General features: G+C 72.7%; 17 protein-coding genes. 9 read left to right on the top strand and 8 right to left on the bottom strand.

Annotated features, from left to right (window positions below; translation table 11 throughout):
* The first annotated feature begins 54 nt into the window (after positions 1 to 54).
* Entirely contained in the window at positions 55 to 927 is an 873-nt protein-coding gene (locus OG753_RS18295) for a cellulose-binding protein (protein WP_405789209.1), read from the top strand.
* A gap of 107 nt (positions 928 to 1,034) precedes the next feature.
* The gene (locus OG753_RS18290) at positions 1,035 to 2,093 is read left to right on the top strand and encodes a vWA domain-containing protein (protein WP_327262831.1); all 1,059 of its coding nucleotides are present in this window, start codon (positions 1,035 to 1,037) and stop codon (positions 2,091 to 2,093) included.
* A gap of 9 nt (positions 2,094 to 2,102) precedes the next feature.
* Here OG753_RS18290 and OG753_RS18285 read toward each other — a convergent pair whose 3' ends face one another.
* Together OG753_RS18285 and OG753_RS18280 are read right to left on the bottom strand one after the other, a co-directional pair.
* On the bottom strand, positions 2,103 to 2,780 hold the full coding sequence (locus tag OG753_RS18285; protein WP_405789208.1) for a DUF4232 domain-containing protein: 678 nt from the start codon (positions 2,778 to 2,780) through the stop codon (positions 2,103 to 2,105).
* Between the two features lie 104 nt (positions 2,781 to 2,884).
* Positions 2,885 to 3,784 (bottom strand): alpha/beta hydrolase, encoded by a 900-nt coding sequence (locus OG753_RS18280; protein ID WP_327262829.1) that lies wholly within the window; start codon positions 3,782 to 3,784, stop codon positions 2,885 to 2,887.
* Between the two features lie 81 nt (positions 3,785 to 3,865).
* Here OG753_RS18280 and OG753_RS18275 point away from each other — a divergent pair, with 81 nt between their 5' ends.
* Positions 3,866 to 4,426, top strand: coding sequence for a CGNR zinc finger domain-containing protein (locus OG753_RS18275; RefSeq protein WP_327262828.1), 561 nt, complete (start codon positions 3,866 to 3,868; stop codon positions 4,424 to 4,426).
* Positions 4,427 to 4,611: 185 nt separating this feature from the next.
* Here OG753_RS18275 and OG753_RS18270 read toward each other — a convergent pair whose 3' ends face one another.
* Together OG753_RS18270 and OG753_RS18265 are read right to left on the bottom strand one after the other, a co-directional pair.
* A complete protein-coding gene (locus tag OG753_RS18270; protein WP_405789206.1) occupies positions 4,612 to 5,475 on the bottom strand; it encodes a hypothetical protein in 864 nt (287 codons plus the stop codon).
* A gap of 96 nt (positions 5,476 to 5,571) precedes the next feature.
* The gene (locus OG753_RS18265; protein ID WP_405789204.1) at positions 5,572 to 7,188 is read right to left on the bottom strand and encodes an MFS transporter; all 1,617 of its coding nucleotides are present in this window, start codon (positions 7,186 to 7,188) and stop codon (positions 5,572 to 5,574) included.
* Positions 7,189 to 7,569: 381 nt separating this feature from the next.
* Here OG753_RS18265 and OG753_RS18260 point away from each other — a divergent pair, with 381 nt between their 5' ends.
* Positions 7,570 to 8,346 carry an ABC transporter ATP-binding protein gene (locus OG753_RS18260; RefSeq protein WP_245385273.1) on the top strand — a complete coding sequence of 259 codons (777 nt, stop codon included), beginning with the start codon at positions 7,570 to 7,572 and terminating at the stop codon, positions 8,344 to 8,346.
* Positions 8,343 to 10,928 (top strand): ABC transporter permease, encoded by a 2,586-nt coding sequence (locus tag OG753_RS18255; protein WP_405789202.1) that lies wholly within the window; start codon positions 8,343 to 8,345, stop codon positions 10,926 to 10,928. The genes OG753_RS18260 and OG753_RS18255 overlap by 4 nt, the downstream gene beginning before the upstream one ends.
* 86 nt (positions 10,929 to 11,014) lie before the next feature.
* Here OG753_RS18255 and OG753_RS18250 read toward each other — a convergent pair whose 3' ends face one another.
* Complete coding sequence (locus OG753_RS18250; RefSeq protein WP_405792708.1) at positions 11,015 to 12,280, bottom strand: DUF2079 domain-containing protein; 1,266 nt, start codon at positions 12,278 to 12,280, stop codon at positions 11,015 to 11,017.
* A gap of 414 nt (positions 12,281 to 12,694) precedes the next feature.
* Between OG753_RS18250 and mfd the strand changes: the two genes are divergently transcribed.
* On the top strand, positions 12,695 to 16,228 hold the full coding sequence (mfd, locus tag OG753_RS18245) for a transcription-repair coupling factor (protein WP_327262825.1): 3,534 nt from the start codon (positions 12,695 to 12,697) through the stop codon (positions 16,226 to 16,228).
* 70 nt (positions 16,229 to 16,298) lie between these two features.
* Here mfd and OG753_RS18240 read toward each other — a convergent pair whose 3' ends face one another.
* Together OG753_RS18240 and OG753_RS18235 are read right to left on the bottom strand one after the other, a co-directional pair.
* Complete coding sequence (locus OG753_RS18240; protein WP_405789199.1) at positions 16,299 to 17,012, bottom strand: hypothetical protein; 714 nt, start codon at positions 17,010 to 17,012, stop codon at positions 16,299 to 16,301.
* 103 nt (positions 17,013 to 17,115) lie between these two features.
* Positions 17,116 to 17,811 (bottom strand): hypothetical protein, encoded by a 696-nt coding sequence (locus OG753_RS18235; RefSeq protein ID WP_327262823.1) that lies wholly within the window; start codon positions 17,809 to 17,811, stop codon positions 17,116 to 17,118.
* Between the two features lie 164 nt (positions 17,812 to 17,975).
* On the opposite strand from OG753_RS18235, the gene OG753_RS18230 reads away from it, so the two are divergent.
* From OG753_RS18230 to OG753_RS18220, 3 genes are all read left to right on the top strand, one after another.
* Positions 17,976 to 20,051: a class I SAM-dependent DNA methyltransferase gene (locus tag OG753_RS18230; protein WP_405789197.1), complete on the top strand. Its 2,076-nt coding sequence runs from the start codon at positions 17,976 to 17,978 to the stop codon at positions 20,049 to 20,051.
* A 123-nt stretch (positions 20,052 to 20,174) separates the two neighbouring features.
* On the top strand, positions 20,175 to 20,831 hold the full coding sequence (locus tag OG753_RS18225) for a hypothetical protein (RefSeq protein ID WP_401683754.1): 657 nt from the start codon (positions 20,175 to 20,177) through the stop codon (positions 20,829 to 20,831).
* Positions 20,828 to 22,336: a serine/threonine-protein kinase gene (locus tag OG753_RS18220; protein ID WP_327262820.1), complete on the top strand. Its 1,509-nt coding sequence runs from the start codon at positions 20,828 to 20,830 to the stop codon at positions 22,334 to 22,336. The genes OG753_RS18225 and OG753_RS18220 overlap by 4 nt, the downstream gene beginning before the upstream one ends.
* A 34-nt stretch (positions 22,337 to 22,370) precedes the next feature.
* Here the strand turns inward: OG753_RS18220 and OG753_RS18215 are convergent, their stop codons facing one another.
* Positions 22,371 to 24,746, bottom strand: coding sequence for a YfhO family protein (locus OG753_RS18215; protein WP_405789195.1), 2,376 nt, complete (start codon positions 24,744 to 24,746; stop codon positions 22,371 to 22,373).
* Positions 24,747 to 24,781 lie beyond the last annotated feature (35 nt).

Below are 24,781 nucleotides of genomic sequence, written 5' to 3'. Positions count from 1 at the left end.
GGGTTCAAATGGCGCATCCTTGACGGGAATCCCCGCGAGAGAGGCGCATCCAGGATGAGTGCACCCATGGCGACCGTGCGCGGTCGCGGCTACCGCATGGAAGAGGTCGACCGGTACCTCGCCAGGCTCTCCGGGAGCCGGGACGAGGCCTGGGAGCGGGTGGCGCGGCTGACGGTCCTGGCCAAGCAGATGGAGGCGGAGGCGGCGCGGCTGCGGGAGGCGGTCTCCGCGCTGGCTCCGCAGGCGTACGACGAGCTGAGCGAACGCGCCCGGCGGATCCTGCTGCTGGCGGAGGAAGAGGCCGACGCCGTACGGACGGACGCGCGGGTGGACGCGTCCGCGACGCTCGGCGCGGCCGAGGCGCGCGCCGACCGGGCGGCCGAGCTCGCGCGGAACGACGCGGAGGCGGTGCGCGAGCAGACGGAGGTCCGAGCCCGGCAGGGGCTGCTGCGGGCCGAGCGCGAGGCGGACGACGTGCGGGCGCAGGCACGGGAGGACGCGGCGGCGTGGCGGGGGCAGGCGTCGGCCGCGCTGGCGGAGACGCGGCGGCGGGCGGACGCGGAGCGGGCCGGGCGCGAGCAGGAGCAGGCGGAGCGCTGGGAGGCGGCGGAGCGGGAGCGGGTGGCGCGGGAGACGGAACTGGACGCGCGCCACGCGGAACTGGAGCGGCACGCCGAATCCCGGCTGGCGGAGGCCCGGCGCGATTTCGCCGAGGCGGAGGAGTCGGCGCGGCACGGCCAGGAGGACGCGGAGGCGCAGGCCGCGGAACTGCTCGCGGAGGCGCGGGTGACGGAGGAGCGGACCGGACGCGAGACGCGGGGGATCCTGCGGGAGCACGCGGAGGCGACGGAGGAGATGCGGGCCCACATGAACCACGTCCGCTCCAGCCTGGCGGCCCTGACGGGCCGAGCTCCGGCGGAGGGATAGGCCGGCCCGTCGCGGCGGTGCGGGTGATGGTCCGTCAAGCTCCGTTGTCAGTGGGGCCACCTAGTGTGGATACATCACTCGGGGAGCTTCGGAGAAGGAGCAGAAACATGTCCACAAACAAAATCCAGCACAAGGTCAATCACGTCGCGCTGGTCGTGGACTGTTCGGGTTCCATGCGTCCGCACCAGAGTCAGCTCATTCGCGTCGTCGACGAGTTCGTGGCGGGATTGAAGGCCGAATCGGACAGCCTCGGTCATGAGACCCGGATCAGCCTCTATTCCTTCGATCACAAGGTGGAGAATCTGGTCTGGGACATGGACGTGAAGCATCTGCCGTCCATGCGAGGCCTGTACAAGGTCAAGAACGGCGCCACCGCCCTCATCGAAGCCTCACTGAAGTCGCTGGACGACCTGGGCCACATCTGGGAGGAGTACGGCGAGCACAGCTTCCTGCAGATCGTGGTGACGGACGGCGAGGAGAACGCCTCCGGCGGCGACCGGCGGCACGACGGCGACATGGCCGTCCTCGGGCCCTGGCTCGACAGGATCGCGGCGAAGATGGGTGCCCTTCCGGGCCACTGGACCTCCGCGATCCTCGTCCCGAACTCCCTGGCGAAGCGAACCGCCCAGAACTACGGCTTCCCGGCCGGCAACATCGCCATCTGGGACGCGGATTCCCAGGCGGGCGTGGAGGAGGCGATCGGGACGGTGCGCGCCGCCGCCACCAGCTTCCTGCGGGGCCGCGAGAAGGGCGTGCGCGGTACGAAGAACCTCTTCACGGTCGGCCAGGACATCTCGGTCGACGACGTGCGGGCGACGCTGGAGCCGGTCCCGGCCGACAAGTACCGGCTCCTGCCGGTCGACGCGGAGGTCGGGATCCGGGCCTTCGTCGACGCGCAGCCGGACGTGACGTACGAACGCGGCGCGTGCTACTACCAGCTGGGCACCAGGGTCCAGGTCCAGCCCGACAAGGAAGTCGTCGTGGTCGAGAAGAAGACCGATCTCGCCTACACGGGTGACGCCGCGCGTACTCTGCTTTTCGGCAAGGGAGTTCAGGGAACGGTTTCCGTGAAGGCCGGAAACAATCCCGAGTTGGAGGTCTACGTGCAGAGCCGTTCGGTGAACAGGAAGCTCAAGCCGCAGACGCGTCTGCTCGTCATGCTCTGAGAATGCAGGTCAATTGTTTCCAGACCTGAAGAGCAAGTCCTCGACCGCGCGGAGATCGCGGTTCCAATAAGTGACCCGGGCGTTGGTCCCCACATTGAGGAATCCGATTTCCTTGGACAGGGCGACGTCGAGCATCGACGACTCCTTGTTGCTGTTGAGGGCGCGGTCCTGGTAGCCGATGGACACCGCCTCGACGGCGATCGTCCGCTCGCTGCCCCGGTAGAGGAAAAGGCCCGCATAGGCCTTCTCCTTCGGTCCGATCGTGGCGATCGCCTTCGGCGCGGACCCCATCGCGTCGATCGGTCCGTCGATTGCGGCGCCGAAGCCGACGTACGGGTAGTGGTAGAGGGTGCAGGCCTTGTCGGTGAAGTTGGTGGCCGTGATGAGGAGGTGCTGCCCCGAGTCCTGGCGCCAGACGGACGTGGCGATCGAGAGGTCGTTGTCGTTGCAGGCCACGGTGCCCGGACCCGAGGAGGTGCCGGCGGCGGTGGCCGTCGGGCTCGGGCTGGCCGAGGGGGCGGGTGCGGTGGGTGTGGCGGCCGCGCTCGGGGTGGAGGGGACGGTCGGGGCGGCGGAAGGCCTGGCGTCGTCGGCGCCGCCGGAATCGCAGGCCGCGGTCGCGAGGAGTGCGGCGACGGCCGCGACCCCGAGGGCGTGGCTTCTCCAACTGGCGCGGACAGTACGCATGATGGCTCCCGTGTGGCTTCGCACGGCCGAATGGAATGGTCGGCCGGCCGGTTCATTCCCCATCCGGCACGCCGAAGTCCTGCCGCCGGGCCGCCGTTACGGACTCAGTACGCGACGGTGACCGTTCCGTCCGGCAGCCGGCCGAGGAAGTCCTCGATCAGCGGGGCGATCTGCGGGAGATGGGTCTCCAGGGCGAAGTGGCCCGCGCCCTCGAAGACGTGGACGTCCGCGTCCGGGGCGTCGCGGAGGTAGGCCTTCGCGCCCGCCGGGGTGAAGAAGGGGTCGCCGGCGCCCCACACGACCAGGACGGGGATCCGCGCGGCGCGCAGCCAGGCCTGCCAGGCGGGGTAGTGGGCGAAGTTCGAGGCATAGTCGAAGGCGAGGTCGGCCTGGGCGTCGGCGCGGCCCGGCAGGCCGAGGTGGTGCAGGTCGAGGGTCCAGCTGTCGGGGGAGAGCAGCTCGGCGTCGGCAACGCCGCTCTCGTACTGGAAGCGGATGCCCTCCGGGGCGAAGAGGCCGCGGACGCGCTCCTCGTTGCCGGGGACCTCGCGCCGGAGCCCGGCGAACTCGCGGGCCGCGTCCGAGAGGCCCTCCTCGTAGGCGTTTCCGTTCTGGACGATCAGGCCGGTGACCCGCTCCGGGCGGCGCGCGGCGAGCCGCAGTCCGACCGGGGCGCCGAAGTCGAAGACGTACAGGGCGAAGCGGTCCAGCCGGAGGGCGTCGGTGAAGCCCTCCACGATGTCGGCGAGCCGGTCGAAGGTGTACGTGAACCCGGCCGGGGCCTCGGTGCGGCCGGAGCCGGGGTAGTCGGGGGCGATCAGGCGGTACGGGGTGTCGCCGAGGGCGTCCATCAGCCGTGCGAACTGGTGCGAGGCGGTGGGGAAGCCGTGCAGGAGCAGCAGGACGGGTCCGTCGGCCGGGCCGCTCTCGCGGTAGGCGACCCGGACGCCGTCCACGTCGACGGTGCGGTGCCGGACGGCGGGAAGGGTGCGGCGAGCGGTCATCACATGCCTCCTGTGGCCTTGGTTCCATTAGTCTTGCCGGTGATCGCTAATGGGTCAAGTGATTGCCGTACCATTAGGCGGGTGACAGTGACCTTCCCGCTCACCGGTGAGCCCCTCGCGCTGGACCTCCTCAACACCGAGACCGCCGAGGGCGACCTCGTCGCGGACCCGGCGGCACTCGCGGACTGGCTGGCCGGGCAGGCCGGGCGGCTGACCCCGCTCGACGCGGTGGGCGCGGCCGAGGTGGCCGCCGTACAGGCCGTACGGGAGGCCGCGCGGGCGGCGCTCGAAGCCGCGCGGCGCGGTGAGCGGCCGCCGGACGGAGCGCTGCGCGCACTGAACGAGGCCCTGGCCGCTGCGCCGGCGCACCGGGTGCTGGCCTGGACCGAGGAGGGCGGGACGGTCGCCGCTGCGCACCGCGGCGCCGGCCCGGCCCGGCGGCTGGCGGCCGAGCTGGCCGAGGCGGCCGCGGAACTCCTCACGGACCCCCGGGTGGGGCAGGTGCGGGCGTGCGAGGCGCACGACTGCGTGCTGCTCTTCCTGCCGGCGCACCCCCGGCGCCGCTGGTGCGTGGCATCGGTCTGCGGCAACCGGGCCCGGGTGGCCCGGTACTACGCCCGCCACAAGGGCGACAAGGACTGAAGAGCCTCACCCTGCGGGCCCCATCCTGCGGGCTGCGGCCGGCGGGCTCTGGAGGAACTCCCGGCGCTCCCACGCCTCGGCCCTGGCGTCCATGCCCAGCGCGGGCCCGGTTCCCGGAAGAGCGTGTACGTGCCGTGGACCGTGGGGATCACGGCGTGCCGCTCGCGTGCCCGCGCGGGCCTGAGCTATGTCCGCAGGGGCGCGGGGACGGCGGGCTTCGCGGGGGACCCGTAGCGGTACGGGTCGCTGCGCAGGCCGCGGGCCGTGACGACCACGGTGAACGGCGCGGCCCTCGGCGGGTCGAGCGTGGCGGTCAGGGCTCCCGTGAGGGGGTCGGCCAGGGCCGGGAGGGGGGTGTCGTCGACGGTGAGGAGGGGCGGGGGACCGGCCGGGCCGGGGGTGAAGCCGCCGCCCTCGACCATCAGCCGGCCGTCCTTCAGCGTGACGTTCGTGATCACCGGGTTGGCGCGCACGGCCATCTTGTTGACCAGGTACGCGCCCGCCGGGGCGCCCGTCAGGGCCCATATCTCGGAGGGCAGGCGCGGAAGTCCGCCGCCCGCGTCCGCCAGGAAGAACAGCACCACGTACAGCATGGTCACCGCGCTGAGCGCGACGTACTGGACGTCCACCAGGTCGGTGCGGCCGCTGTCGTTCGCGATCAGCTCGTGCAGGGGCCTGCGGCCGGAGCCGGTCGGGCGGGCGGCGGGCTTGGTCATGGTGCCGTGCTCCACGCGCAGGCCGACGACGGCCTTCGCCGCGATCAGGGCCACGTACGGGCCGCCGAGCAGCGGCAGGTAGACCGTGGTCAGGGTGGACAGCGGCCCGTCGGCGCCCCGGAAGTACGCGACCCCGCCGCCGGCGGTGAGCCCGTAGCCGAGGATCGCGAGCAGCAGCCAGAGCAGGATCACCGTCCAGGCGAGGGCGAGCACGATCGAGGTGGAGAGGCGGCCGTCGCGTCCGGTGATGAAGCCCGGGTCACGGCGGAGCCGCAGACAGATCGGGCCGGCGAGCGCGGCCAGTAACGCGAGTGCGCAGAGTGCGGATGCCATGGTGTGGTCCCCCCGTGAACGGTCGTGCCACGAGGGTCACTTACTGGCCCGGCCATGACAAGCCGCCCCTCCGAGCCGCCCCCCTCCGTGCCGCCGCTACTCCTCGCGCAGTTCCGGCAGCACGGGGAACCTGCGCGGCGCCACGAGCAGCAGGACCAGCAGCGCGGCCACGGCGGCCGCCGACGCGCCGAGGAAGATGTGCTCCACCGCGGCGGCCACGGCCCGGCGCAGGTAGTCGGCGGCGGCGCCGGGCAGCAGTCCGGGCTCGGCCAGCGCCTTCGCCACGTCGTCCAGGTGCTTGGGGAGGCCCGCCACGGGGGCGTCCGCCAGGCGGGCGGCGAGGGTGGCGTTGGCGACGGCGGCGAGCAGCGCGGCGCCCACGCTCTGGCCGACCTGACGGCAGAACAGCACCGAGGCGGTCGTGGTCCCGCGCTCCGCCCAGCCGACGGTGGACTGGACCCCGACGATCAGCGGGAGCTGGAAGAGACCGAGGGCGCCGCCCAGCAGCAGCATGATCAGCGCGGGCTGCCAGGGCCGGGCGGGGTGGGGGAGCAGCGTGAAGGAGAACAGGATCACGGCGGCCAGCCCGATCCCGACGGCGGCGGTGTTGCGGAAGCCGATGCGCCGGTAGACGTGCTGGCTGCAGGCGGCGCTGACGGGCCAGCTCAGGGTCATCACCGACATGACCAGGCCGGCGCCGACGGGGCCGAGGCCGAGCACGGACTGCGCGTAGGTCGGCATGAACACCATGGGGGCGACCATCAGCAGGCCGAGCGCGGCCATGGCGAGATTGACGGCGGCGATGGTGCGCCGGCGCCACACCCAGCCGGGCAGGATCGGTTCCTCGGCGCGGCGCTCCACCCGGACCACGACCGCGGCCAGGAGCGCGCTCGCACCCAGCAGACCCAGGGAGGGCGCGGACAGCCAGGGCCAGGCGACCCCGCCCTGGACGAGCGCGAAGAGCAGCAGTCCGCCGCAGGCGAAGACGGCCAGCGCCCCCGCCCAGTCGACCGGTCCGCGGCGACCGGGCGACCGTACGGGCTCGGTCAGGTGCCGGGAGATCATCCACAGGGCGAGGCCGGCCAGCGGCAGGTTGATCAGGAAGATCCAGCGCCAGTTCGCGTACGAGGCGAGCAGCCCGCCGAGCGCCGGGCCTGCCACGGCCGAGGTGGCCCAGACGCTGGACATCCGGGCCTGGATCCGCGGCCGCTCCGCCAGCGGGTACAGGTCGGCGGCCAGGGTCTGGATCGTGCCCTGGAGGGCGCCGCCGCCCAGGCCCTGGACGATGCGGAAGGCGATGAGCGCGGCCATGTTCCAGGCGGACGCGCACAGCAGCGAGCCGATGAGGAAGAGGCCGATGCCGAAGAGCAGGACGGGCTTGCGTCCGAAGGTGTCGGACAGCTTGCCGTAAACGGGCAGGGTGACGGTCACCGCGAGCAGGTAGCCGGAGAAGAGCCAGGAGAAGACGGAGAAGCCGCCGAGGTCGCCCACGATCTGCGGGACGGCGGTGGCCACGATGGTGCTGTCCAGGGCGACGAGGGCCATGCCGAGCATCAGCGAGGCGACGACGGGGGCGGGAGGCCGCGGGGCGGGCTTCCGCCCGGAGGCGCCGCCGGTCGCGATCCCGGCCGGAACTCCTGTCCCGGACGCGGCGTCCGGACGCTCCGCGGGTATGCCGTCCGGGCTCGCGCCCGTGCCCTCCGCCGATGCCACCGAAATCCCTTCCCCCTGCACGTAACTGCGGGGAACACCATCTCACCGCCACGTGCCGGACGGTATCCCCCAGGGCCGGTACGCCGAAGGGTGCAGATCCCCTAAGGGTCCCTCCGCACATCGGGCCAGGGGTCGTTCCTCCCGGCGGAGGACGTGGGGCGGCCCGCCGTCTCCTTAACTGGAACCTACGCAGCAGGGCCGGGGGGTGGGGTTAACCCCCGGGCGGATACGGCGATGGGCACCAGCGCGCCGTGCGTCCGCCCGGCGGAGACTTCATGACGGCGACGCACATACAGGCGCGGTCGGACGCACCCGTACGCAGATGACGCGCACGACGCAGACGCACGCATTCGAAGAAGGAGAAAGTCCGTGACAACGGCTATGACCGAAACCAGGCACGGGGGTACTGGAGGGCATGCAGCCGTCGCGGCCCGGGCACGAAAGGTCGTCAAGGCCTACGGCTCCGGGGAGACGCGCGTCGTCGCCCTCGACGACGTGGACGTGGACATCATGAGCGGCCAGTTCACCGCGATCATGGGTCCCTCGGGCTCCGGCAAGTCCACGCTGATGCACTGCCTCGCCGGGCTCGACACGGTGACCAGCGGCCAGATCCACCTGGACGACACGGAGATCACCGGGCTGAAGGACAAGAAGCTCACGCAGCTGCGCCGTGACCGGATCGGCTTCATCTTCCAGGCCTTCAACCTGCTGCCCACGCTCAACGCCCTGGAGAACATCACGCTCCCCATGGACATCGCGGGCCGCAAGCCCGACGCGGAGTGGCTCAACCGGGTCGTGGAGACCGTGGGCCTCGCCGGCCGTCTCAAGCACCGCCCGACCGAGCTCTCCGGCGGCCAGCAGCAGCGCGTGGCGGTGGCCCGCGCCCTCGCCGCCCGCCCGCAGATCATCTTCGGCGACGAGCCGACCGGAAACCTGGACTCCAGGGCGGGCGCCGAGGTCCTCGGCTTCCTGCGCCGCTCGGTGGACGAGCTCGGCCAGACGATCGTCATGGTCACGCACGACCCGGTGGCCGCCTCCTACGCGGACCGCGTCATCTTCCTGGCCGACGGCAGGATCGTCGACGAGATGTACGGCCCCACCGCCGACCAGGTCCTGGACCGCATGAAGGACTTCGACGCCCGCGGGCGGACCTCATGAGCAACACCGTCCTGAAGACCTCGCGGCGCAACTTCGTCGCCCACAAGGGGCGGATGGCGCTCTCGGCCATCGCGGTCCTGCTCTCCGTCGCCTTCGTCTGCGGAACCCTGGTGTTCACCGACACCATGAACACCACCTTCGACAAGCTGTTCGCCGTCACCAGCTCCGATGTGACCGTCAGCCCGAAGGAGGGCAAGGACGGGGACGAGAACCCCGAGCGCGGCCGCCCCGAGATGCTGTCCGGCTCGGCGGTCGAGCAGGTCCGCAAGGCCGAGGGCGTCAAGAACGCCGAGGGCGGCGTCGTCTCGATGTCCGTCACGGTGGTCAACTCCAAGAACGAGAACATGGGCTCGACCACCGGCGCCCCGACCATCGCGGGCAACTGGAACGACAACGAGCTCAAGTCCATGAAGATCACCTCGGGGCACGCTCCGCGCGGCCCGACCGAGGTGATGGTCGACGCCGACACCGCCGAGAAGCACCACCTCGCGCTCGGTGACGAACTGCGCACCATCGCCATCACCGGCGACATCCGCGCGAAGATCAGCGGTATCGCCACCTTCACCGTCACCAACCCGGGCGCGGCGATCGTCTACTTCGACACCGCCACCTCGCAGACGGCGCTGCTCGGCTCCCCGGGCGCATTCACGCACGTCAACGTCACCGCCAAGGACGGGGTGAGCGACGAGCAGCTCAAGCAGAACATCGCCACGGCCGTCGGCGCGGACACCTACAAGCTGCAGACCGCCAAAGAAGCCGCGGACGCCAACCGCAAGGACGTCGGCTCCTTCCTCGACGTCATGAAGTACGTGATGCTCGGCTTCGCCGGGATCGCCTTCCTCGTCGGCATCTTCCTGATCTTCAACACCTTCTCGATGCTGGTGGCCCAGCGCACCCGCGAGATCGGCCTGATGCGCGCCATCGGCGCGGACAGCGGGCAGGTCCTCAAGTCCGTGGTCGTCGAGGCCTTCCTGCTCGGTGTCGTGGGCTCGGTCCTGGGTGTCGGCGCGGGCGTGGGCCTCGCCATCGGCCTGATGGAGCTCATGGGCTCCATGGGCATGCACCTGTCCACCGACGACCTGACCGTCGCCTGGACCACCCCGGTCGTCGGCATCGTCCTCGGCGTCGTCGTGACCGTCGTCTCCGCCTTCGTCCCGGCCCGCCGGGCCGGCAAGGTCTCCCCGATGGCCGCGCTGCGCGAGTCCGGCACCCCCGGCGACAAGAAGGCCGGCGCCGTCCGCGCAGGCCTCGGCCTGTTCCTCACCGGCATCGGCGGCGCAGGCCTCTACCTCGCCACGGCCGCCGAGAAGGCCGGACCCGGTTCGGCCTGGCTGGGCCTGGGCGTCGTCTTCTCCCTCATCGGCTTCATCGTGATCGGTCCGCTGCTCGCCGCGGGCGTGGTGCGGGTGCTCTCCGGAGCGGTGCTGCGGCCCTTCGGGTCCGTGGGCCGGCTCGCCGAGCGCAACGCCCTGCGCAACCCGCGCCGCACCGGCGCCACCGCCGCCGCGCTGATGATCGGCCTCGCGCTGGTCGCCTGCCTGTCGGTGGTCGGCTCCTCGATGGTGGCCTCCGCGACCGAGGAGCTCGACAAGTCGGTCGGCGCGGACTACATCGTCAACTCCGAGACCGGTCAGCCCGTGCTGCCGCAGGCCGAGCAGGCCCTGCGCGCCATGAAGGGCCTCGACCACGTCACCGCATACCGCGAGGTCGCGGCCAAGGTCACGGCCCCCGACGGCACCTCCGAGGAGGATGGGCTCGGCGCCACCGACCCGACGTACGCCAAGGACATCCGGCGCAAGATGGTGGCCGGCGAGCACACGGCGGCGTACGACAAGGACTCCATGTCGGTGGGCTCGGCGTACGCGACCAAGCACGGCATCAAGCTCGGCGACGAGCTGACGGTCGCCTTCACCGGTGGCAACACCGTCAAGCTGAAGGTCGCCGCGATCACCAGCGACGAGGGCAACCTCGACAAGGGCATGAAGTACATCAGCACCGAGGCGGCCCGGGCGAACGTCCCCGCCGACAAGCTGCCGCTCCCCTTCATGCTGCTGGCCAGCGCGCAGGACGGTCAGTCGGACACCGCCGCCTACCAGTCGGTCAAGACGGCCATGGCCGAGTACCCGCAGTACAAGGTGCGCAACCAGACCGACTACAAGCAGGCGCTCAAGGACCAGGTCGGCCAGCTGCTGAACATGGTCTACGGCCTCCTCGGTCTCGCGATCATCGTCGCGGTCCTGGGCGTCGTGAACACCCTGGCCCTCTCGGTGGTCGAGCGGACCCGCGAGATCGGCCTGATGCGCGCCATCGGCCTCTCCCGCCGCCAGCTGCGCCGCATGATCCGCCTGGAGTCGGTGGTCATCGCCCTCTTCGGTGCCCTCCTCGGCCTCGGGCTGGGCATGGGCTGGGGGATCGGCGCCCAGCAGCTGCTGGCGCTCCAGGGCCTGAAGGTCCTGGAGATCCCGTGGCCGACGATCCTCGGGGTGTTCGCCGCCTCGGCCCTCGTGGGCCTGTTCGCCGCGCTGGTCCCGGCCTTCCGGGCAGGGCGGATGAACGTACTGAACGCGATCGCGAGCGAGTAACCGCTCGCGATCGTCCGGGGGAGATGCCGGTCCGGGACCTCGGGGTCCCGGACCGGCTTCGTTTCCGGCGTCGCCCGCCGGGTCCGCTACCGGTCCCGCTGCATCAGCACGATCCCGGCCGCCTCACCCACCAGGGTGAACTGCTCGCCGGGGTGGAGCTGGCGGGCGTAGGCGGTCGGATCCTCGCCGGCCCACTTGGAGGAGTTGTCGAGGGTGATCCAGTCCGGGACCACGCCCTTGCTGCCGCCGATCCACAGCACACGGGTGCGGGAGGTCAGCCGGGTCAGCGGGGTGGTGTCCGCCTCCACGGTCGCCCCGTCGGGGATCAGGTCCAGGAGCCGCTCGATCGCGTGGACGCGCTCGGGCTTCTCGTACGTACGGGCCTCCGCGAGCTTGGCGGTCGGCATCGCCGTCGCACTCAGGGCGAGGGCGGCGGCGAGCACGGCCGTCGGCATCTGGAGGGCGTACGCGCGCAGCCGGGGCCGCTCGCCGCGCCGGACGGTGTCGATGGCGTCGACGAGGGCCAGGGCCACCACGGGCATCAGCACGGCGCTGTAGTGCCAGTCGGTGGACCAGTAGTGGTCGTCCCCGGACAGGAACCGCCAGCCGAGGGTGGGCGCGGCGACCAGGAGCAGCGGCGAGCGCAGCGCGAGCAGCCCGGAGGTGGGGACCAGGACCCAGGCCAGGGTGGTGAGCTTGGTGCCGATGCCGGCGAGCGGACCGGCGCCGTCGATCTTGTCCCAGTAGCCGTAGCCCCCGGTGGCGAAGGCCGGTATGAACACGGTGAACACCAGGATGGCGAAGACGCAGGCCGCGCCGGCGAGGGCGAGCGCGGTCACCGCGATCCGCCGGTCGCTCGTGCGGGCCCGCCAGGCCACCACCACCGCCAGGGCGGCGAGCGTGAAGCCGAGGTCCTCCTTCACCAGGACCAGCGGCAGTCCCCACAGCAGGGCGGCCCGCCAGCGCCGGGCGAGCACCGCCTCCAGGGCGAAGGCCAGCAGGGGCACCGCGAAGGCGATCTCGTGGAAGTCGAACTCGACGGCCCGCTGGATGCCCCAGGACAGCCCGTACGCGATGCCGACGGCGAGCCCGCGGGCCCGCCCGAGGATCCGCACGGCCGCCCGGGTGACGGGCACGGCGGACAGCGCGAACAGCGCGGCCTGCACGACCAGCAGGGTGACGGGCCCGGGGAAGACCCGGTACACGGGGGCGACGAGCGCGATGATCGGGCTGAAGTGGTCCCCGAGGATGTTGGCCCCCGGCCCCTTCAGGTCGACGACGGGCTCCTGCAGGTGCGCGTACGCGCGGATCGCCTGCTCGAAGATCCCCAGGTCCCAGGAGGCCCAGTCCATCCGCCGGAACCGCCCGACGGACAGGGCGAGGTAGACGAGGAACAGCCCGGCCGCCACCAGCCAGGGCGGTGCCCACGCGCCGCGCCCGGACTTCGCGGGTGCCGGGGTCGCCGGCGCCGGGCGGGCTATCGCATCGCTCGTCACGGACTCTGCTCCTCGGGGGGTGTGGGGCGGATCGGGCCGGACCCCGGCGGAAGGTGACGCGGCGAGCTGGGACGGTTCGGAACAAGAACATCGTAAAGCGGGGCGAGGGGCGTCGTCGTAGGGTGGGAACCCCCGGCCCGTACGACGTGTCGGGCCCTTCGCGTTGCCCCCGCACCCGAACCGGCACCGCACCGCACCCGCACCTGCACCGCACCGCACACCTTCAGACCTTCACCGGATTCAGACCTTCACCGGACGGAAAGCCTCTTCATGAGCCTGCACGGACTGCTCGACGCCGTCACCCGTGATGCCGCCCTCACCGAGGCGGTCACCGCGGCCGGGGACGGCAAGCGCATGCACGTGGACCTCGTCGGCCCCGCCGCCGCGCGGCCCTTCGCGATCGCCGCGCTGGCCCGGCAGACCGGGCGGACCGTGCTCGCGGTCACCGCCACCGGGCGCGAGGCCGAGGACCTCGCCGCCGCGCTGCGCTCCCTGCTGCCCCCCGACGAGGTGGTGGACTACCCGTCCTGGGAGACGCTCCCGCACGAGCGGCTCAGCCCGCGCAGCGACACCATGGGCCGCCGGCTCGCCGTCCTGCGCCGCCTGGTGCACCCGAGCAAGGACGATCCGGCCGCAGGCCCCGTGAGCGTCCTCGTCGCCCCCATCCGGTCCGTGCTCCAGCCGCAGGTCAAGGGGCTCGGCGACCTGGTGCCGGTCAGCCTGCGCCAGGGCGGCGGCGCCGACCTCGGCGAGATCACCGAGGCGCTGGCCGCCGCCGCGTACGCACGGGTCGAGCTCGTCGAGAAGCGAGGGGAGTTCGCCGTGCGCGGCGGCATCCTCGACGTGTTCCCGCCCACCGAGGAACACCCGCTGCGCATCGAGTTCTGGGGCGACGAGGTCGAGGAGATCCGCTACTTCAAGGTCGCCGACCAGCGCTCCCTGGAGGTCGCCGAGCACGGCCTGTGGGCCCCGCCCTGCCGCGAGCTGCTGCTCACCGACGAGGTACGGGAGCGGGCCGCGGCCCTCGCCGAGGCCCATCCCGAGCTCGGCGAGCTGCTGCACAAGATCGCCGAGGGGATCGCCGTGGAGGGCATGGAGTCCCTCGCCCCGGTCCTCGTCGACGAGATGGAACTGCTGATCGACGTGCTGCCCGCCGGGTCGATGGCCGTCGTCTGCGATCCCGAGCGGGTACGGACCCGGGCCGCCGACCTCGTGGCCACGAGCCAGGAGTTCCTGATGGCTTCCTGGGCGGCCACCGCGGGCGGCGGCGAGGCCCCCATCGACGTGGGCGCGGCCTCGCTCCGCGGGATCGCCGACGTCCGCGACCGGGCCCGCGAGCTGGACATGATGTGGTGGTCGGTGTCCCCGTTCGCCGCCGACGAGAGCGCGGGCGGCGGCGACACCCTCAAGCTCGGCATGCACGCCCCGGAGGCCTACCGCGGCGACACCGCGCGGGCGCTCGCCGACACCAAGGGCTGGATCTCCGAGGGCTGGCACACCGTCTACCTCACCGAGGGCCACGGCCCGGCCGCCCGTACGGTCGAGGTGCTCGGCGGCGAGGGCATCGCGGCCCGGCTGGAGCCGGAGCTGCGCACGCTGGAGCCGAGCCTGGTCCATGTGGCCTGCGGCTCGATCGACAACGGCTTCGTGGACCCGGTGCTGCGCCTGGCCGTCCTCACCGAGACCGACCTCACCGGCCAGCGCACCGCCACCAAGGACCTGGGCCGGATGCCGACCCGGCGCCGCAAGACGATCGACCCGCTGACCCTGGAGGCCGGCGACTACATCGTCCACGAGCAGCACGGCGTGGGCCGCTACGTCGAGATGGTCCAGCGGACGGTGCAGGGCGCCACCCGCGAGTACCTGCTGGTGGAGTACGCGCCGGCCAAGCGCGGGCAGCCCGGCGACCGGCTCTACATCCCCACCGACCAGCTGGAGCAGGTCACCAAGTACGTCGGCGGCGAGGCCCCGACCCTGCACCGGCTCGGCGGCGCCGACTGGACCAAGACCAAGGCGCGCGCGAAGAAGGCGGTCAAGGAGATCGCCGCCGACCTGATCAAGCTCTACAGCGCGCGCATGGCGGCCCCCGGCCACACCTTCGGACCGGACACCCCCTGGCAGCGCGAGCTGGAGGACGCCTTCCCGTACGCGGAGACGCCCGACCAGCTCACCACCATCGCCGAGGTCAAGGAGGACATGGAGAAGTCGGTTCCGATGGACCGGCTGATCTGCGGCGATGTCGGCTACGGCAAGACGGAGATCGCCGTGCGCGCCGCGTTCAAGGCGGTCCAGGACGGCAAGCAGGTCGCCGTCCTCGTCCCGACGACCCTCCTCGTGCAGCAGCACTTCGGCACCTTCTCCGAGCGCTACAGCCAGTTCCCCGTCAAGGTGAAGGCGCTCTCGCGCTTCCAGAGCGAGAGCGAGTCCAAGGCCACCCTGGAGGGGCTGCACGAAGGCTCGGTGGACGTGGTCATCGGCACGCACCGGCTGTTCTCGCAGGAGACCCGCTTCAAGGACCTGGGCCTGGTCATCGTCGACGAGGAGCAGCGGTTCGGCGTGGAGCACAAGGAGCAGCTGAAGAAGCTCCGCGCCAACGTCGACGTGCTCACGATGTCCGCGACCCCGATCCCGCGCACCCTGGAGATGGCGGTGACCGGCATCCGTGAGATGTCGACGATCACCACCCCTCCGGAGGAGCGCCACCCGGTGCTGACCTTCGTGGGCCCGTACGAGGAGAAGCAGATCGGCGCGGCCATCCGCCGCGAGCTGCTGCGCGAGGGCCAGTGCTTCTACATCCACAACCGGGTCGAGTCCATCGACCGGGCGGCGGCCAAGCTGCGCGAGATCGTGCCCGAGGCGCGGATCGCGACGGCCCACGGCCAGATGTCGGAGCAGGCCCTGGAGCAGGTCGTCGTCGACTTCTGGGAGAAGAAGTTCGACGTGCTCGTCTCGACCACGATCGTCGAGTCGGGCATCGACATCTCCAACGCGAACACCCTGATCGTGGAGCGCGGCGACAACTTCGGCCTCTCGCAGCTGCACCAGCTGCGCGGCCGCGTCGGGCGCGGCCGCGAGCGCGGGTACGCGTACTTCCTGTACCCGCCGGAGAAGCCGCTGACGGAGACCGCGCACGAGCGGCTCGCGACGATCGCCCAGCACACCGAGATGGGCGCGGGCATGTACGTGGCGATGAAGGACCTGGAGATCCGCGGCGCGGGCAATCTGCTCGGCGGCGAGCAGTCCGGCCACATCGCGGGCGTCGGCTTCGACCTGTACATCCGCATGGTCGGCGAGGCGGTGGCCGACTACCGGGCCGCGGTCGAGGGCGGGGTGGAGGAGGAGCCGCCGCTGGAGGTCAAGATCGAGCTGCCGGTCGACGCGCACGTCCCGCACGACTACGCGCCGGGCGAGCGGCTGCGCCTGCAGGCGTACCGGTCCATCGCCTCCGCGGGCTCCGAGGCGGACATCAAGGCCGTACGGGAGGAGCTCACCGACCGCTACGGCAAGCTGCCGGAGCCGGTGGAGAACCTGCTGCTGGTGGCCGGGCTGCGGATGCTCGCCCGGGCCTGCGGGGTCGGGGACATCACCCTCCAGGGCAACAACATCCGCTTCGGGCCGGTGGAGCTGCGCGAGTCGCAGGAGCTGCGCCTCAAGCGGCTCTACCCGGGCACCGTGCTCAAGCCGGCCACCTCGCAGATCCTGATCCCGCGCCCGAAGGCGGGCAGGATCGGAGGCAAGCCGGTGATCGGGCGGGAGCTGCTGGCCTGGACCGGGGAGTTCCTCACCACGATCCTCGGCTCGTAGGCCGGCGACGCAGAAGGCTGCGGCCCGGGACCTTGCAGGTCCCCGGCCGCAGCCGTGTCCGCGGGGTGCGTCAGTTCATCGCGTCCGCGTCGATGACGTCCTTGCCGGTCGGAGCCTCGGCCTGGACCGGCTTGTCGAAGTCGCTGAAGGCGACCTCGGCCGGCTCCTTGCCGGTGGTGCTCGCCTTGAGCAGGTACGGCTTGCCCTCGGTGGCGACCAGCAGGGTCTCGGTGCCCTCGGTGGTCTTCGTGGTCAGGGTGAGGGCCTTGTGGCCGCCGACCGTGGTGACCTCGCCCTTCTTCGCGCCCTTGCTCTCGTCGAATTCCTTGAGGAGATCGTTCAGGTCGCACAGGGCGGACAGTTCCTTCGAGTCCGCCTCCGTGGCCTTCGACTTCAGCCAGTGGCCCGCCAGCTGCTTGACCGCCGCGTCCGCCTGGTCCTTGGGCAGGTCCTTCATCTGGGAGCGGTAGAAGGGCTCGTCGGCCTTGATGAAGACGAACTCGGAGTTGCGGATCAGCTCGAAGGAGCCTTCCTGGCCGGCGATCGTGCCCCGGCAGTCGCCGGTCTTGCTGACGACCATGTTCATCTCCAGCGGCTTGCCCCCGTCCCAGACCTTTCCGCTGACGGTGAGCGAGGAGGCGCCGCGCAGGGCGTCCACGGACTTGTCCGCCACCTCGGAGCCGGACAGGTCCGGGAACGGACCGGACGCGGAGCAGGCGGTGAGGCCGAGGGCTGCGGCGCAGGCGAGGGCGGCGGTGGCGGTGAAGCGGTGAGCGGTACGCATGGGGACTCTCTACGACGGGGGGACGGGGAGACGGGGAGTAAGAAGACTAAAGGAGAAGCGGAAGATTAAATTCCGCTCAGGTGGGCGGGAGTGATCGACCGGGTCAGGACTTCTTCCAGTCCGCGCAGTCGACCGTCTTGAAGTAGGCGTCGTCGGCCCCGATCGTCACGACGGCCGGACCGGCCGGGTTCTCGTTGGCGATGATCGAGTCGATGTCGTGGCCCGCGTTCTTGGCGCGTTCCCAGTAGCAGCCGGCGCCGTCCTCGGAGGGGCCCTCGGACTTGTAGGTGCCGGGGGCGATGTCCGTGCCGACCTTGAGCATTCCGGCCTTGCCGGAGAACTCGGTCTTCGGGGAGCCGCCCGCGGCCTGGGGGTCCACGGCCTCCCAGTCCTTGCAGTCGCCGGACTTGAAGATCTTGTCGGTGGCCGCGATGGTCACGTAGCTCGTGCCGGTCACGTTGTCGTTGGCGAGGATGGAGTCCAGCTCGCCCGAGGAGTCCTTGCTCCGCTCCCAGTAGCAGCCGGCGCCGCCGTTCCCGGTGGTGCGGTAGGTGCCCGGCGGGACGTCCTTGCCGACCTCGAAGGTGCCGCTGCCGCGTATCGCGGCCTTCTTCTGCGGGGCGTCGCCGCCCTTCGCGGCCGGGGAGGAGGCGGCGGGCTTCGGCGCCGCGCCCCCTTCGGTCCCGCCGGTCTCCTCCGGGGCGGTGCACGCACCGAGCGTCACGAGGGCGAGGACCGCCCCGCAGCTGGTCAGCGTCCTGTGGCGGGCGATCCAGGACGTGCGCGAGGTGTGGGACATGAGTGACTCCTGCCTCTCCGGCTGTTCTTGGATTTCTCCGGCTGCTCTGGTTTGACGTGCTGATCACACCAGATAGCTGTGAACCGAGTCAACAAGATTTGCGGAAGAGTTTAGGTTCACGGTGTGAATCGGTCTCTTGGGTGTGAGCGGGTATGCTCCCCGGCATGCCCGAGGAGAACGCCGCAGTAGAGGCCGCCGCAGCAGAGGCGGCAGCAGCAGAGGCCGGCGCGGCCGAGGTCACCGCGGCCGAGGTCGCCCGCCTGGCCGGAGTCGGCCGCGCGGCCGTGAGCAACTGGCGGCGCCGCCACGCCGACTTCCCCAAGCCCGTCGGCGGCACCGAGACCAGCCCCTCCTTCTCCCTCGGCGAGGTGGAGCACTGGCTGCGCGCCCAGGGCAAACTCGCCGAGGTCCCCCTGCGCGAACGCGTCTGGCAGCAGATCACCGGCCACCCCGGCGGCGCCGTCACCGCACTCGTCAAGGCGGGCGCCGCGCTGCTCGTCGTACGCGACCGGCCCGCCGACTGGCTGGAGCTGACCGCCGTCTCCGACGCACGCATGACCACCCTGCTGAGGCCCGTCCTCGATCAGGTGCTCGGCGCGCGCCTCGGACCCGGCCATGCCCTCACCGCGATCCCGCTGCGCCCTGCCGCCATGCCGCTGCTGCGGGCCACCGCCGAACTCGCCGCCGAACTCGGCGCCCGCCAGGCCTTCGAGTTCCTCCTCGGACGCCACCTCGACGCCAACCCGCGCCAGTACACGCTCACCCCGGACTCTCTCGCCGGGCTCATGGCCGCCCTCGCCGGACCCGCAGCGCGCACCGTCCTCGACCCCGCCTGCGGCACCGGCACCCTGCTGCGGGCCGTCCCCGGCGCCACCGCCCTGCACGCGCAGGACTCCTCGCCCGAACTCGCCGCCCTCGCCGCACTGCGCCTCGCCCTGAACGGCCCCGCCCAGGTCCGCGCCGCCGCCGCCGACAGCCTGCGCGCAGACGCCTTCCCGCAGGACACCGTCGACGCCGTGCTCTGCCACCCGCCGTTCAACGAACGCGGCTGGGGCCACGAGGAACTGGCCTACGACCCGCGCTGGGAGTACGGCTTCCCGGCCCGCACCGAATCCGAACTCGCCTGGGTCCAGCACGCCCTGGCCCACCTGCGCGAGGGCGGCACCGCCGTCCTGCTCATGCCGCCCGCCGTCGCCGCCCGCCGCTCCGGCCGCCGCATCCGCGCCGACCTGCTGCGCCGCGGCGCGCTGCGGGCCGTCGTCGCGCTCCCGGCCGGCGCGGCGCCTCCATACGGGATCCCCCTGCACCTGTGGGTGCTGCGCCGGCCCGCCCCCCAGGCGGCGCCCCCGGTCGGGCTGCTGCTCATCGACACCGCCGCCCTCGCCGCCGACGGCCAACTCCGCTCCGCCTGGACCGCCGTGGACGGCGCGGTGCGGGACGCCTGGGGCGCGTACGACCGCACCGGCTCCGTGGAGCAGGTTCCGGGCGTCAGCCGCGTCGTGCCCGTCATCGAGCTGCTGGACGACGACGTGGACCTCACCCCCGCCCGCCACCTGCCCCCGCCGGCCGCCGGTGGCGGTCCGGCCGAATTGACCGCCGTACGGGAGCGGCTCGGCGAGACCCTCGGCCGGGCCACCGCGCTCACACCGCCGCCGGCAACGGCGCCCGCCGCGGCCGCGGCCCGGCCGCCGATGACCACCATCGGCGAACTCGCCCGAGCCGGCGCCCTGGAGCTGCACACCGGCACCGGCGGCGGGACCGGCTCGGCCCCCGTCCTCACCGAACAGGACGTCTACGCCGGAACCGGACCCTCCGGCACGCTGGCCGCCACCGCGGACGAGCCCGTGGTCACCGCGCCCGGCGACGTACTCGTTCCCCTCGTCGGCGGCGCGGCCATCGCCCGGGTCGTCGACGAGGCCACCGCGGGCGCCGTACCGGGCCGCGGCCTGGCCCTGCTGCGCCCCGACCCGGCCGCCCTCGACCCGTGGTTCCTGGCCGGATTCCTGCGCGGCACCGCCAACAACCGCCGCGCCAGCAGCCACGCCTCCACCGCCACCCGGCTCGACGTACGCCGACTGCGCCTGCCCCGGCTGCCCCTGGCGCAGCAGCAGGGCTACGGGGACCGCTTCCGCGCGCTCGCCGACTTCGAGGACGCGCTGCGGCTGGCGGGCCGGCTCGGCGAACAACTCGTACAGGGTTTCTACGACGGCCTCTCCGACGGCACGGTCACGCCGGAGTGATCGGCGGAGCGAACAGCCGTGCAGCGAGCGTGCAACGGTTGCGCGCATCCCCTCACCCATGGCCGGGAACGCTGTATACCCTCAGACCCGAAACTTCTTCCGCACGGCCCGTCAGGAGCAGCGATGCACGGCCCCGGCCTTCCGCCGCAGCACGGCCCCCAGTCCAATTCCGGGGGTGTGGTGGCATTGCGCGTCGTGTTCATGCTGCTGCCCGTCCTCAGCTGCGGCTTCCTTGCCTGGGGGTCACTGCTGCGGCTCGCCCTGGTCACCCGCAAGTCCCGTGACTGGATCCTGATGGTGGTCAGCGGCGTGCTGGCCGTCGTATGGATGACGCTCATCCAGATCGACCCCACCCCGGACGTCAACGGCTGGCAGGGCAACCTGGGGGCCGGTGGCTCGATCTTCACCGGCTTCGCGATCTGCGTGTACTTCCTCGTCGCCGACATCAAGTACCACGAGGCCCTGCGGACGGCTCCGACCGCGCAGTGGTACCCGGCGCAGTCCGCTCCGTACGCCCACCCGCAGCCGACCGGGCCCGCCTACGGCTACCCGCCCGCCTCCACGGCCACCACCCGGCCCTCCACCCCGGCGCCGACCCCGGTGCACACGCCCACCCCGGCGCCGCCCCAGGTGCCGCCGCAGGCGACCCCGCCCCCGCGCATCGGGCAGGTCCGGGCCGAGCTCGACGAGCTCAGTGAGCTGCTGCGCAAGCAGACCCCGCCGGCCGGCGGCCCCCGCAACGATCCCCACCAGACCCCGTTCCAGGACCCGCACCAGTGACCGACCGGCTCATCGGCGACCGCTACCAGCTCGCGACCATCCTCGGCCAGGGCGGCATGGGCCAGGTCTGGACCGCGTACGACCGGCGCCTCGACCGCCGCGTCGCCGTCAAGCTGCTGCGCCCCGACAAGGTCGCCGGGCCCGGCACCGTCGCCGAGGAACTGCGCCGCCGCTTCGTGCGCGAGTGCCGGGTCACCGCGCAGGTCGACCACCCCGGCCTGGTCACCGTGCACGACGCGGGCAGCGACGGCGACGAACTGTTCCTCGTCATGGGCTACGTGGAGGGCGCGGACCTCGCCGACCACCTCGCCGAGCACGACCCGTACCCCTGGCAGTGGGCGGTCGCCGTCGTCGCGCAGCTGTGCTCGGTCCTGTCGGCCGTGCACGCGGTGCCGATCGTGCACCGGGACCTGAAGCCGCGCAACGTGATGGTCCGCCCGGACGGCACCGTCCTCGTCCTGGACCTCGGCGTGGCCTCGGTGATGGACACGGACACCACCCGCCTCACCAGCACCGGCTCGCCCATCGGCAGCCCCGCGTACATGGCGCCCGAGCAGGCCATGGGCGGCGCCGTCGGCCCGTACACCGACCTCTACGCCCTCGGTGTGCTGCTGTACGAACTCCTCAGCGGCAACGTCCCCTTCGCCGGATCCACCGCCCTCGGCGTCCTCCACCGCCACCTGTACGAGCCCCCGCTCCCGGTCCGCCAGCTGCGCCCGGAGGTCCCGCCGGAGCTGGAGAAGCTCCTGCTCCACCTCCTCGCCAAGGACCCGCAGGACCGGCCCGCCTCCGCCCAGGAGGTCTACGAGGCCCTGGCCCCGCTGCTGCCCGCCCGCGACAGCCGCACCCCGTCCGGCCCGCTCGACCCGACCCGGCCCTTCCTGCGCCCGCAGGCACCCTGGCCGGACCGGGCCACGGCCGTCCCCCCGCGGCCGAGCACCCCGCCCGCGCCGCCCAAGGCCGACGTCCCCGGCGCCGTGGACGAGGCCCGCAAGCTCCTGGACCAGGGGCAGCTCACCCAGGCCGTGGACATCCTCGGCGGCATCCTCCCGGCGGCCGCCGCCGAGCACGGCGAGCACTCGCCGGTGGTCCGCTCCCTGCGCAAGCAGTACGCGGCCACGCTGATGGACGACGGCCAGTACCGCCGCGCCCTGCCCGAACTGCGCCGCCTCGCCGACGAGTTCCCGGCCGGCGACCCCCAGTCGCTGCGCTTCCGCTACGACTCGGCCCAGTGCCTGGAGCAACTCGGCGAGCCGGCCGCCGCCCTGGCGGAGTACCGCTCGCTGCTCCCGCTCTTCGAGAACCACTACGCCAACCCCGACCCGGGCCTGCCGCTGGAGGTCCGCCGCCGGATAGCCCACTTGCTGCTCTCCCTCGGCGACCGCCAGGCGGCCCACGACACCCTGGCCCGCCTGCTGTTCGACGCGGAACGGCTGCACGGCCCGGCCCACCCCTTCCCGGCCGAGATCCGCCGCACCCTGCACTGGCTGAGCCAGGTCCGCTGATGCTCCTCTTCGGCGGACCCTTCGCCGAGGACTTCTACGCCGGCCCGCCCGCCTGACCCGGGGCCCGGCCCCGGTGCCGGCCGTGCAGGGCCACGGCCAGCAGGACCCCCAGCCCGCCCGCCAGGGCCGCCAGCCCCGGCAGCAGACCCGGCGGGCGGAACGTGCAGCTGAGCTGCCCGGTGCCCGGGGACAGGGGCAGCGCGACCAGTCCCAGGTGGGCCGATGCGGGGCGGTCGTTGCAGGTCCAGCCCGCGATCGCGGGGACCGAGAGGACCGCCGTGCCCGTGGCCCCCTCCGGCAGGCCGGCCCGGATCCCCGAGGGCCCGACGCGCACCGAGGTCGCCGCCGTGGCCCGCAGGGCGGCCACCGCGGCATCGAGCCGATGCCGGTCCAGGCAGGACAGGGTCCACCGCGGGGGCGCGGCCGCGTCGAAGACCAGCGCCGAGGAGGCCCCGCTCGAGGGGCCCATCGGCTGGAGGGCCGCCCGGTTGCGGGGGGCGCTGCCGTTCAGGCGGAAGGCCGGGCCGTCCGCGAGGCGGGCCGTCGCGTTGTACTCCGGCGCCCACAGGTAGGCGTCCGTGCCCGCGCGGCAGACCCCGGGCGCGAGCGGGGCCTCGTACACCCGGGCACCCAGCAGCGCCTCCTGGTTGGCGAAGGGGGAGTCGTCGGCGTAGGAGAGGGGCGGGCCGGGCGGGCGGATCGTCACCAGCGGGGGCACCTGCGTCCTGCGGACCGTGCCGTCGCTGCGCAGGCGTGCGCCGACCGCGAAGACGGCGTCGGTCACCGGGTTGTCGAGGCTCTGGACGTTGCGTCCGCGCGAGGTCCAGCCGGCGCCGAGGGCGGCCATCGTGCGCGTGAACACGTCCGGGGTGTGGCTGCTGTAGTACGAGCCGCCCTCCCCGCCGAGCAGCAGCGGGTCGTTGCCCGACAGCGCGGGCCGGCCCGGGTCGGTGCGGTACGCGGGCCAGCCGTCGGCCGCGGCCAGGGCCTCGGCGTGCGCGGTGTGCGCCGGCCCCCAGGACGGGTAGTCGTCCAGGCCGCCCAGCTTGCCCCGGTGGCCGTACGCGGTGGTCGCGGCGGCCTGCGCCAGCAGGACCAGCGCGAGCAGCCCGGCCGCCGGACGCGCGAGCCGCCGGTGGCGCAGCCCCCACCAGGCGGCGCCGGCCAGCACCAGCCCGCCGCCGAACAGCGCGTACCCCGGTGCCGTCACCAGCGGGCTGCCGCCCGCCCGGAGCACGGCGGCCGCCAGTACGCCCGCCCCCGCCGCCAGCGCCACCGGCCGCGGCGGGCCCGCCGCCAGCCCGGTCCAGGCGGCGATCACGGCGATCCCGGCCAGGACGAAGGTCTGCCGGTACGGACTTCCGTTCGGGGTGGCGAAGAGGTGCCAGGCCAGGTGCGTCGGTGCCCACTGGAGGGAGAGCGCGACGGCCACCGTCAGTCCGGACCACCACAGCCGGGTGCGGAGCGGGACCGCGCGGTGGAAGGGCAACGCGGCCACCAGGAGCAGGGTGCCGGTCCCCACGAAGACGGCGGGGGAGGAGAAGGAGTAGGTCCCCGGCAGCAGCCGCGCGAACAGGTCCGCCCAGGACACCGGGAGGAACTCCCTGTTCCACCCCGGGTACGCCTGCCCGGAGCTGAGGAAGAGGGGCAGGAGCACGGGCGCGGCCAGCACGATGCCCAGCACGGTCGTCCCGGCCGCCCGCGCGATCACTGCGAGCCGGGTCCGGGCACCCTCCCGGGTGAGCACCACCCGTACCAGCAGCACCAGCGCGGCACCCAGCGTCGCCATGTAGGCGGTGTAGAAGTTCGCCGTCCAGCAGACCGCGACGACCAGCGGGGCGAGCACCGCGCGCCGGCCGCGCAGGGCCCATTCACCGGTCAGGCACAGCAGGGGGAAGGCGATCAGCCCGTCCAGCCACATCGGGTTGTAGGCGGCCTCGATCACCGACCAGCCGCACAGCGCGTACGAGGCCCCGAGCAGCGCGGCCGTCCACCGGGGCCCGCGGCACTGTGCGAGCAGCAGCCGGCACATCGCCGCCGCGGCGGCGGCCGTCTTGAGCACGGTGACGACGTACACGGCGAGGTCGATGTCGGCGCGCGGGAAGAGGCCGACGAGGACCGCGAAGGGGCTGGTCAGATAGGTGCCCAGGTCCGGCAGGAAGCTCATGCCGTAGCCGGAGCGCCAGTTGAACAGCAGCCCGCCCTCCGCGCGGCCGTGCAGGAGGTCCCACAGCTGCGCGTGGAAGGGGACGAACTGATTGCCGAGGTCGTTGACGCTTCGGTGGCGCGGTCCGTACGGGAAGACGCGCGCGGCCGCGTCCCCGGCGCAGAGGGCGACCGCCGTGAGGAGGGCGGCGAGCGCCGGGCCGAACAGAGCCCGGCGGAGCGGTGAGCGGTGCGTTGTCGGCATGGTGGGCCGACCTTCGCAGCGCCGGGTGACCAAGG

This window comes from Streptomyces sp. NBC_00029, from assembly GCF_045160505.1.
GTDB lineage: Bacteria > Actinomycetota > Actinomycetes > Streptomycetales > Streptomycetaceae > Streptomyces.
This window is presented reverse-complemented; position numbering and strand designations above follow the sequence as displayed.